Genomic DNA, 11,786 nt, shown 5'->3' on the forward strand with positions numbered 1-11,786 from the left:
TCGACCGCAGCGACGGTCGGCCCTTTTCTCGTGGTGAGTCATCCTGTACACGATTACATCAAGCGTTCACAAGGTCTGCGCATCCCCTTGCAGCGCCCCGGCAACACTCAATAGCCTCTCTTCAACCTGTACACAACGGACTCCAGTCAGGAGGAGTCCCGAGGAAGGACAACGATGTCGCGAACACCAAGGGGCAGGTCCATCGGTGCGCTCGCCGTGTCAGCTGGCACGATGCTGGCACTGATCGCGCCGATGACCCCTGCACATGCCGAGACCCGGTACCGCCAGATCAACCAGGCGGCAATCACCGCAGTTGCCGCTGATTCGGCTACCGCCACCGATCCGATCTCCAACACCCTGGACGGCAATCCCGACACGATCTGGCACACCAAGTGGCAGAACGGAAAGGACCCACTACCTCACTGGATCGTATTCAAACTGGGTGACGAGGCCGTGGACCTGGGCAAGGTGGAAATCACGCCCAGATCCAGCTCGAACGGCTCGGGTCGCATGCACGACTACGAGCTGTACACGGCTGACACCAAGACCTGTAACAACGCCGCATTCTCCTCGGCGAAGCCGGTTGCAGCGGGTTCTTACGGTGTCTCCAACACGTCGATACGCAAGATCACCTTCGCTGCTACCAAGGCCACCTGCGTCAAGGTGAAGGTGAATTCCTCTTGGGGAGGCGACGGATCGGACGAGGAAGTTTCCTCGATGGCGGAGTTCAATGCCTTCACCGTCGACGGATCAGACCCCTCCCCGGACCCCACACCATCGGAACCCCCGACCCCAGAGGTTCCGAAAGACGCCATCAGCCTGTCCGACGGCACTGTGACGGTGAGAGCCCGTCGTGACTTCCCGCAAGTGATCGACTACACCGTCGGCCACGCACACATGGCAGGACGTATCGGCTCCCCATTGACGAAGGTCAGGATCAACGGCACCGACCACGTCGCCACTGTATCTGCGCCCACGACGACGGGCTCCTCCGCGTCCTGGAAGCTCACCTTCCGCGACCTGCCCGGCGTCGAGCTCACTGCAAACATCAAGGTCTCCGATGGTGTCATGACATGGTCGATCTCACACATCGTCGACACCCCTGACCGCCGTGTCAACATCGTGTCAGTGCCCGGCCTCACTCTCGCCTCGGTCACCTCGACTGATCCGAAAGCCCAGCTGAGCAGCGCAAACATTGTCGTCGATCGCAACAAGACCGGCGACCTTCTTCCAGCCCCTCGCCACCGCTGACGTCTCGCAGGACACCTCCTGGGTCGCCATGGCGAACGATTCCACGCTGGCAGCCGGGTTCGAGGACAACGCAACCCAGGACGGCCTGGTCGGCTCCGCCGCCACGGTTGCCCGTTTCGTCCACTCCATCTCCCAGGTTGGGGGGACTAAGGTCGGAGCCATCGAACCGGCAACCTGGGTCCATCGTGGCAAGGGGTCCGCCACCCCCTGCCCCACCGACTCGCTCGGCAACAAGGCCGTATGCCAGCTGCCCGGTGGTGCCACTGTCAAGGACGGCATCGGCCCAGACCCCGACACCCCGTACGTCCGGGTGAAGATCGTCGCTGACGCCAATGCCGACGGCAAGGTCGACTGGCAGGACGCAGCCGTCGCCACCCGGGACGTCACCATGAAGCCGACCGGCTCGGGGGACGTGGCGAACAAGGTCATCACCCATATTCCGTTTAACATCGTCTCCCAGGCGACTCATCCGTTCCTTCGTACCTTGGACGATGTCAAGCGCATCTCTTTGGCGACCGACGGGCTCGGCCAGCAGGCCCTGCTCAAGGGCTACCAGGCCGAGGGCCACGACTCCGCACACCCCGACTACGGCGGCAACATCTCCCACCGTGCCGGCGGGATGAAGGATCTCGAGAAGCTCACCGAGTCGGGCAGGCAGTGGAACACCGATTTCGGCATTCACGTCAACCTGGTGGAGTCTTACCCTGAGGCGAATCACTTCGGCGACAACATCCTCGTTAAGCCGTACCAGAAGGCGTGGGACTGGATGGAGCAGTCCTACCGGATGGACTACGCCAAGGACCTTGGGTCTGGTCAGCTCTTCGCTCGACTCAACCAGCTGAGGAAGGAGTTGGGAGCCAAGTCCAACCTCGACTGGTTGTACTTCGACACCAACTACCCTGCTGGTTGGCAGAACGACCGGATCGCCAACGCTCTGAACGCCGAAGGCTGGAGGATCGGTTCCGAATGGTCGTCAACCTATCCGCGCTATAACCAGTGGTCGCACTGGGCCAATGACGAGAACTACGGAACCGGAAACAAGGGATACAGTTCCCGGATCATTCGGTTCATCGACAACTCCCGCCGCGACACTTGGAATCCTGATCCGATCCTCGGCAACTCCAATGTCGTTGAGTATGAGGGTTGGACGAGCCACAACGACTACAACGCGTTCATCGCGAATGTGTGGCAGCGCAACCTGCCTACCAAGTTCTTACAGCGTTCGGACATCATGTCTTGGCAAGACGGCCGTATCGCTTTCGCTAACGGAGCCGTGGCAACTTCGTCGAAGAAGTCCATCTCGGGTCATGAGATTCCCACCGCAAGAACCATCACCTTTGACGGTGCCACGGTCTTCAAGGAAGGCGGGTCCTACCTGCTCCCATGGTCTAACGGTGGCAGCGATCGCCTGTACTACTGGAATCCGGGCAATGGCTCAGCAACTTGGAAACTCACGAATTCCTGGGCGGCACAGAAATCGGTATCTCTGTTCATGCTCACCGACACCGGCCGTGTCAAGGTTGCCGAAATCCCCGTCACCAACGGGTCCATCAGGATTCCCGCAACCAAGGCCAAGACTGCCTACGTCCTCTACCCGACGTCTAAGGTGCCTGCTGCAAAAACCCCGAACTGGGGAGAGGGAAGTCACTTCGCCAATCCGGGCTTCTACTCCGGTGACACCGCTGGTTGGAATGCCCGGGGAAACGTCTCGGTCAAGCACAACGACCGTGGCAACTTCCACCTCGAGTTCGGCAAGGCACAGTCGCAGATCTCCCAAGTCCTCAATCTGCCTGCTGGTGACCACTCCCTGTGGGCGTGGGTCCAGATAGATCCGACTAAGACCCGTCCAGTGGGACTTGCCGTCGACGGCACCGGGGTCACTCCCATCGACCATCAGAAGGGATGCGGGGGCCACGCGGAATCCGTCATCACGTCCACGACAGCCATCAACGCCACCGCTTCCGACGAGTATTTCGGCACCTACCACCAGCGGCTGCGAGTTGCTTTCCACTCTGACGGCAGACCAGTCACCGTTACCTTGAAGGCGCTCGCCGGGAATGTTATCGTCAGCGCCGATGACTTCCGAGTCGTTGACGCTGCTGTGCCCAGCGACCCTCACGTCACGCCTGCGACCGTTCTTTTCCAGAACTTCGAGGACGTCGACACCGGTTACTGGCCCTTCGTCACGGGAAGCGCAGGCATGGAGGGAGATGCCCGGACCCAGTTATCCCGTCGCCATGAGCCTTACACCCAGAAAGGTTGGAACGGTCGGGCCATGGACTCGGTTCTCAGCGGTGACTGGTCCTTGAAGATGCACGAAGAACGCAACGGGATCGTGCTGCGCACGACCACCGCGTCCGCCCCTCTGACCGGGGGCGGAACCCGGTACCGCATCTCCTTCGACTACCCGGCTGACAAACCCGGGTACTCGTTCGTCACAGGTCACGACAAGGTCAGCGGAAAGTCCGTCAAGGAAGTCATCACCGAGTCCCATGCCATGGGAGTCGCCACCTCGACGACTCATTTCTCCACCGACATCGTTGTGAAGGACCAACCTGCCTGGATCGGATTCACCCACCAGGGTGAAGGGGATATGTCCATCGACAACCTGCGCATCGAAAAGCTCGATCCACGACCGGTCTCCGTCACCTCCACGCAGGCAGCGGTGTTCCCGGATGCCTGCAAGCCGACCCCCGAACCGATCCAACCGGCGCAACCCTCGGCTTCCGCTCCGGCGACATCCGGCTCCCCCCAAGCCCCTGGAACCGGTAACCGCCCCAACCGTTATGCCTTGCCCCGTACCGGAGCAGACGGCGCCGGGCTCGGCTTCAGCAGTTCCGAGGCGGCATCGGCAACAGCTGCTGTGGGTGTCTCCCGTCAAGGCCGATGATGACCGGTTGAGGGTTCACGCCATGCCGTGATCCCCGCCTCTAGAAAGGATCAGCCCCTGCGTGATGCAGGGGCTGATCCTTATCGGCCGTGGCCGGGTGGTCGTGACGAACCAAGCTCAGCACCGATCAAATGCCGGACCGGGCAGTTCCGGTGCGGTGGCTGCTGGCTTGTCGTCGAGCTGGCGCAGGCACTCGGCGATCGCCGCGTCGAGCTGAACGTCGCAATCGGCTTCCCAATCCTCCGGAGACACCGTCACAACGATGTCAGGATCAACGCCGTGGTTCTCCACACCCCAGCCGTAGCTGCCGTACCAACCGGCGTAGCGCGGTTGAGTCACTGAGGTGCCATCAACGAGATCGAACCTGCCGTCGATCCCAACGACCCCACCCCACGACCTCTCGCCAATGACCTTGGCGTACCCCATCGCCTGGGTGGCAGCCGCGACGATGTCGCCATCGGACCCGGCCCACTGGTTAGTAACCATGACGATCGGCCCACGCACGGCGTTCTGCGGATAGGTATCTGCTGTGGCATACCACCGGCTGTAGTCCCACCCGACGACCCTGCGGGCCAACCTCTCGACAACCAGCTGCGAGGTATGACCACCATGATTGAACCTCACATCAGCGATAACACCCTCGTGGCGAGTGGCCTCACCGATTTGGCGGTGCAGCTCGGCCCAACCGTCGGAGACCATATCCGGTACATGTAAGTAGCCGAGTCGTCCGCCCGAATGCTCCTCAACATAGCGACGACGCGAGGCCACCCAGTCGTGGTAGCGCAGCGGAGCCTCATCAGCCATGGGCACGACGGCCACCTGGCGCTCGTTCTCGCCTCGACGTACCGTCAACTCGACGACCCGTCCCGCCGATCCTTCCAGGAGCTCACCGAGGTTGCCATCGGCGCCGACCTTCCGACCATCCACCGCAACAATGACGTCCCCCTCGGTCACCGCGACTCCAGCTGCCCGTAGTGGTGACCACGCGCGAGGATCCGACGACTCGCCGGGAATAACCCGGACGACCTTAGCCCCGTCATTCCCGCTGCTGACGTCGGCTCCCAGGAGGCCAGCGCGCATGTCCGAATCCCCGGCAGCTCCGGAGGCCGACACGTAGGAGTGCGAGGTGTTGAGCTCGGCAACCGTCTCCCAGAGGATGTCGTGGAGGTCGTCAACGACGTGACACAGATCAACGAGGGGACGGTAGCGGTTGAGGACGCTGTCCCAGTCGACCCCGTTCATATCCTCACGCCAATAGTGGCTCGCCATCAGGCGCCCGTTTTCATCAAACATTTGACGCCATTCAGCACGCGGATTGACAGTACGACGCAGCCGCGTCAGGTCGACGCGGATGTAAGCCGGATCGTCGTCATCAACCTTGTGAGATGAAGGAACGACGATGGTGTCGTCGCGATGGCGCACCACGAGACGCTCGCCATCGCCCGACACAGAGAAAGTGTCGACGCGTTCACACAGCTTATCGAGGTGACGAGCGGACAGGTTGTAGTGCCACAAGACGTCACTGGGTGCTTCCCCGGTCACACCGGCACGGGTAGCGCCCAGCTCGCCGCCGCGATCAGCCACCTCGATCCACACCACACCATCCTTGACGACTGCCAGATCGCGATAAGAACCTGACGGAACTGGGAACGGCACCATCCTCTCCTCGAATCCGTCAGCAGCAACGTGGCAGATAACCGTCTCGTCGGCTTCGCCGTTACTAGTCTCTGCGTTGGCCTTGGCTTTAGCGTCCTGCACCTCACTGATCCGCCATCCCTGGGAAGACGGGCCGAATGGGGATGCCTCGGTTGCACTGAGCGGAACCAGCCAAGGACGCTGCGTGTGGCCGAAGGATAGGTCGAAGGTCTGACCGTCATAATTCGGGTCAAAAGTGCGCGCTGAAAGCATGGCGAGGTATTTGCCATCGGCAGTAAAGACCGGGCAGGAGTCATCAAAGGCGCCACGGGTGAGCTCAAAGGGCTCACCCATCCCCTGCTCGTCCCAGCATCGTATCTGACCGATCATCGCCTCGCCGGTAGCCATCGGGGATCGCCACACTACATAGCGGGAATCGGGGGACCATGCCAGCCCATTCGCCTCACCTTCTAAAGACTTTCCAATCTCACGGATCGCTCCGTCGGCAATGGTGACGATCAGGATGCGGCCGTCATGGCTAATGAGGGCAACCTTCGTGCCGTCAGGAGCCGGTGCGATATGCAACACACGACCAATCTGGCCCTGGGCGATACGTCGAATCTCACCAGTGCCATCAAGATTGGCGACCTCGAGGCAATCCTCTCCGTCGACGTCACTGGCCCACACCCCTTGGCCAGTCTGGCCAAGAACGCGCGGCTCACGGATGCGAACGCCGTCGGCTGCCGAGAGCGCTCGCGCGGGGCCGGAGCGGTGGGTAAGGAAGTAGGCGGCTCCTCGCCACTCAAGCAAAGATCCGTCGCCACCGTGATCCGAAACGATCGCTTCCAGACGATCCGTAGGATCCAGCGGCATGCGTGGAGGGGCTCCGATACCGAGATCAATCTCCAGACGCTCCGGTTCTGCGTCAAGGCCAGTCATCCTCCACAGCGCACCGTGGGTGTGGTAGACGATCGTCGTACCGTCGGTGCGTGGGTCACGCACATAGCCCTCCGCTTCGCCGTGATGGGTGTGCTGACGCAGATCGTGTCCCTGGCCGTCAACTGACCAGATCTGGGCCTGGGCCTGCGGGCAGTCATCGTCACTCATATCGGAACTGAAGATGAGACGACCGTCGTTCCAACCCACGCTGTAACGCCCAGCAGCTGCGTAGCCGTCGTGGTTGTCGTTACCCTCACGCAGCAAACGCAAGAATTTCTCAGCCCTAGCGGGCCGCAGCCAGATCTGAGCGGCTGTTCCCCCGCGGTACCTCTTCCACCGCGAGCAGTCGCCGGAATTAGGAGTGACGACCGCGACGGCACCGTCGGAACTGACGGCCAGATCCATTCCCGGTCCGTATCCAAGTCGCTCGACATGGCCATCGAGGGAGACGGTGTATAACCATGCCAGGCCGACGTCGTTGGTCTGGTGCGGGGATGAGAACACCACATGCTCGTCGTCCTGCCAGCCGACGACGAAGCTGCGCGCCGCCCCTAGCCATGTCAGCCGGCGCTGATCTCCGGTAGCCAGGTCGATGACGAATACTTCGGGCCGCTGACCCAGGTAGGACGTCCATGCAATCTTGGTGCCATTGGGGCTGAAGCGAGGATTACGGACCATAACGTGATCGTTGGTGAGACGACTCGCCCGTCCTCCGGTGACGGGAACCAACCACACATCGTCGTCAGCGGTGAACACCACGAGGTCGCCGTGGACATCGGGGTATCGCAAGTATCCAGTTGCCATGGGTGTCAGGGTACCGTCTGTTACGGAAACAAAGGGGAGGCGCGAAGGCAGATATGCGAAGGCCCGCAAGTCCATGGCGATCTTGCAGAAGCGAGCTGACAAACTGCTCGCCGAAGTCCTTGACGAGCACTGACCTCAGGCAGATAGCCTGCCTCGACCATGAAAGACCGGCGTGGAGAGGTACTGACACTTCCCTTCACCGGTGATGGCTTCCTGGGTTACCACGACTCGGGAGACATCATCGCGGGAGGGGACGTCGAACATGACGTCCATGAGGGTCTCCTCAATAATGGCCCGCAGTCCGCGTGCACCGGTCCCTCGTGCAACAGCCTTGTCGGCGATCGCCTCCAGAGCTCCCTCGGTAAAGGTCAATTCCACCCCGTCCAACTCGAAAAGTTTCTCAAATTGGCGGGTCAGAGCATTGCGAGGCTCGGTCAGAATACGAACCAGGGCTTTGCGGTCGAGCGGGTGCACGGCCGTAACCATTGGCAGACGTCCGATGAACTCTGGAATAAGCCCAAACTGGTGAAGATCCTCTGGGCGCACCAGGCTGAGGGCTTCGGGCCCCTCAATGACCTCGCTCGCACCCGGATCATTGTTGAATCCCAACGGACGAGTACCGATCCGCTTGGCGATGATGTCTTCCAGACCGGCGAAGGCGCCCCCCACGATGAACAGGACGTTGGTGGTATCGATCTGGATGAAGTCCTGTTGAGGATGTTTGCGTCCACCTTGGGGAGGCACTGAGGCCACTGTCCCCTCAAGAATCTTGAGCAGAGCCTGCTGGACGCCCTCACCGGAGACGTCACGAGTGATTGACGGGTTCTCCGCTTTACGAGCCACTTTGTCGATCTCGTCAATGTAGACGATTCCCCGCTCAGCCCGCTTGACGTCGAAGTCAGCAGCCTGCAGCAGCTTGAGCAGGATATTCTCGACGTCTTCACCGACGTAACCAGCTTCGGTAAGAGCGGTGGCGTCAGCCATTGCGAAGGGGACGTTAAGCTGACGAGCCATCGTCTGAGCTAGGTAAGTTTTGCCGCAGCCCGTCGGCCCAAGCATGAGGATATTCGACTTACCGAGCTCCACCCCGTCGTCCTCGGCGCGACGGGCACGCGGCACGTTGGCCTCGGACTGGATGCGCTTGTAATGGTTGTAGACAGCCACCGAGAGGGTCCGCTTGGCCTCTTCCTGGCCGATCACCCAAGCGTCAAGGAATTCGCACAACTCGCGCGGACGGGGAAGGTCCTCGACCCCACCGGCCTCGTCGGAGGACGAAAACTCCTCCTCGATGATCTCGTTGCACAGCTCAATACATTCGTCACAGATGTAGACCCCGGGGCCAGCGATGAGCTTCTTGACCTGCTTTTGGCTCTTACCGCAAAAGGAACATTTGAACAGGTCTCCGCTCTCACCAATTCGCGCCATCCGGCTTCCCTCCTAGTCGGCAGGTTCGTGTCAATCCGTCTTCTCCGGGACGATCATCCTCCCGAGATGTGCGCCGTACACCTTAGTTATGGACAGTATCCATTTCGGATGTCGTCGTCACCCGTGTCGAGTGACGACGACCAACCCTGCAGTAACCCTCGAGGGTCACCAGACGACCGCGTCGAACCTCACAGCGAGGTCAAAATGTCGTCGATAAGGCCATACTCCTTCGCCCCCTGGGCAGTTAGATACTTGTCGCGATCGATGTCCTTGGAAATCTGCTCGACGCTCTGACCAGTCGCAGTAGCGAGCATGTTCTCCATGAGCTTGCGGATGCGCTGAATCTCGTCGTCCAAGATCTCAATATCGGTGGCCTGACCATACGTGGCCTGGCCCATAGCCGGCTGATGGATGAGGACGGTCGAGTTCGGCAAAGACAAACGCTGCCCCTTCGCGCCGGCGGCCAGCAACACGGCCGCAGCCGATGCCGCCATACCCAGACAAATCGTCTGGATGTCGGGGCGCACATAATTCATGGTGTCGTAGATCGCCGTCATAGCTGTGAACGAGCCACCAGGCGAGTTGATGTACATGCTGATCTGACGATCGGCATCCATCGACTGCAGACACAGCAGCTGGGCCATCACGGCGTTGGCGATGTCGTCAGTCACCGGAGTGCCAAGGAAGATGATGCGATCCTCGAACAACTTGGTGTACGGATCGACGCGACGCACACCGTAAGAGGTGCGCTCCTCCCACTGCGGGATGTAGTAGTCGTTGCGCGGACCTGCCGGGGCTAGCCCGCCGGGAGCAGCCTGTTCGGCCTGCTCAGCGTTCAAGGCGGCCAACCGATTCTTGTCAAAGGCGTTGAATCCCATGGTCACCTCACTGATTGGGGGCGTCGCCGCGAAGCTGCGACGCATTGCTGTAGACGTGGTCAATGAGCCCATATTCGAGAGCCTCCTGAGCGGTAAACCAGTGGTCCCGGTCGGAGTCCTCAAGGATCTGCTCAAGGGTGTGGCCAGAGTGGTCGGCGTTGAGCTGAGACAACTCACGTTTGGTGTCCTTGAGCATCTTGGCGTTAATGGCGATCTCAGTAGCAGTACCACCAACTCCGCCGAGCGGCTGGTGCATGAGGATCTTGGCGTGCGGCAGGGCGTACCTCTTACCGGGTGTGCCAGCGGTCAGCAAGAACTGGCCCATGGACGCTGCCATGCCCATCGTCACGGTCGCAACATCATTAGAGATCCACTGCATAGTGTCATAGATCGCCATTCCCCCGGTGACCGAGCCACCTGGAGAGTTGATGTAGAGGTAAATATCGGCCTCGGGATCCTCGGCGTTGAGTAGCAACATCTGGGCGCATAACGCATTCGCATTCTCGTCTTTAACCTCGGAACCAAGGAAGACAATGCGGTTGCGCAGCAGCGACTGGTAGACGTTGTCGGTCATCCCGGCACCGCCGGTCTCGGGGCCGGCCATGGCGGGCATGCCCTGGGAAGCGATCGAAGTATTGTGACTCACGGTCCTGAATCTACCCTGTGGGCACGACAGTTCCAGAGCCTTTCGCGGTCAGCGCGTCCGAACACCACCGGCATGCTACTCATCGGGGTTGTCCTCAAGCCCTTCTGTGGGTCGAGACGAGATCAGCGCATTAACCCATCGAGCACCTGGGTCGTGGTCAATAAGAGTGGCCTTGACGAGCAAGGAGCACGGCAAAGCGATCAGAGTTCCCAACGCCCCAAAAACCCAACCCCACAAAAGCAAAGAAACAAAGGACATCGTCGGCGTCAGACCCACGGCATCGCCAGCAAACTTTGGCTGGATAATCGACTGGATGACGAAGTTCAGCACCGAGTAGGAGACGACAACAGCCACCGCCGCCACCCAGCCGTCTTTGAAGAGAGCCAAGAGGGCTGGCGGGATAACACCGATGATGAAGCCAATATTTGGAATGTAGTTCGTCAGGAAGCTGAACAACGCCCAGACCCCGGCAAGCGGAACGCCGATGATGAGCAACGCTGCCCAGTCAAAGAGGGCGACAATAAGGCCGAATACCGTCGTCACCAACCAGTACTTACGAATACCGGAAGCGAAGGACTCCAAAGCCAAGACAACATCCGGCTTACGACTTCCGGCCATCCTTAGCCGATCATGCATCTGCGGGGTATCCATGACCATAAAGATCATGCCAGTGAGGATGACGATAATCATCGTCACGACGCTGGTGGTATCCGAGGCAACCGATGTCACGACCGACATCACTTGCTGCGGATCGATCTTTTTGAGCTTATCGGCAATGACGTCCTGGGAATACCCAAGTTGGGTCGACCAGTGCAGCAGTTGCGTATAGATCTTCTCCATCTGCGGGATGTAGCTCTGCAACTGGTTAATCATGGCTGCCACCGACCACACCATGCCTACGACGCCAGCCGCCAGCACAACGATGACGGCGGTGCCGGCTGTCGTGGCAGAGATCCACCGCGGACATTTGTGTTTCACGAGCCAGGTGTGAATCGGATAGGCCGTGATGAGGAGGTTCAAACCGAAAAACAACGGGGCGACGACGCTCGACAGCTCATGCAGGAAGCTCAGTCCTAACCACGCAGCAGCCACCGTCAGCAGAACAATGGTGAGTTTAGGCAAGCCGTGTTTGCTGGTGGCTACCTCAGCTTTTTCGTGGTCACTCGGCTGAGGTTGCAGCCCAGATTCGGCCGCCTTCTCCGCGTTCGTTGCGCCGTGGGTGGGATGTTCCTCAGTCTCCAATTCGCCACGCTCGACCGCACGGGCCACCGCGATGTCATCAGCCATCATCTGACGCGCATTGCGCAACTGACGAGTG

The 11,786-nt window shown here is 60.3% G+C and carries 5 protein-coding genes and 1 pseudogene; 1 reads left to right on the forward strand and 5 read right to left on the reverse strand.

What is annotated here, in order from left to right; translation table 11 throughout:
* Positions 1-231 precede the first annotated feature (231 nt).
* Positions 232-4,141: pseudogene (locus ACOYO3_RS09135) on the forward strand (endo-alpha-N-acetylgalactosaminidase family protein).
* A 117-nt stretch (positions 4,142-4,258) separates the two neighbouring features.
* On the opposite strand, the gene ACOYO3_RS09140 reads toward ACOYO3_RS09135, so the two are convergent.
* The 5 genes from ACOYO3_RS09140 to ACOYO3_RS09160 all read right to left on the reverse strand — a co-directional run bounded on the left by ACOYO3_RS09140 (position 4,259) and on the right by ACOYO3_RS09160 (position 11,758).
* Positions 4,259-7,519, reverse strand: a complete 3,261-nt coding sequence (locus ACOYO3_RS09140; RefSeq protein WP_002524807.1) for a S41 family peptidase — start codon at positions 7,517-7,519, stop codon at positions 4,259-4,261.
* A 135-nt stretch (positions 7,520-7,654) separates the two neighbouring features.
* On the reverse strand, positions 7,655-8,944 hold the full coding sequence (clpX, locus tag ACOYO3_RS09145) for an ATP-dependent Clp protease ATP-binding subunit ClpX (protein WP_002516887.1): 1,290 nt from the start codon (positions 8,942-8,944) through the stop codon (positions 7,655-7,657).
* 188 nt (positions 8,945-9,132) lie between these two features.
* Positions 9,133-9,867 (reverse strand): ATP-dependent Clp protease proteolytic subunit, encoded by a 735-nt coding sequence (locus tag ACOYO3_RS09150; RefSeq protein WP_002519269.1) that lies wholly within the window; start codon positions 9,865-9,867, stop codon positions 9,133-9,135.
* Positions 9,830-10,435, reverse strand: coding sequence for a ClpP family protease (locus ACOYO3_RS09155; RefSeq protein ID WP_002516946.1), 606 nt, complete (start codon positions 10,433-10,435; stop codon positions 9,830-9,832). Before ACOYO3_RS09155 ends, ACOYO3_RS09150 begins: the two co-directional genes overlap by 38 nt.
* Positions 10,436-10,543: 108 nt before the next feature.
* Entirely contained in the window at positions 10,544-11,758 is a 1,215-nt protein-coding gene (locus ACOYO3_RS09160; RefSeq protein ID WP_002519268.1) for an AI-2E family transporter, read from the reverse strand.
* Positions 11,759-11,786 lie beyond the last annotated feature (28 nt).

The organism is Cutibacterium sp. KBN10P07758 (assembly GCF_050286205.1).
Taxonomy (GTDB): Bacteria; Actinomycetota; Actinomycetes; order Propionibacteriales; family Propionibacteriaceae; genus Cutibacterium; species Cutibacterium acnes.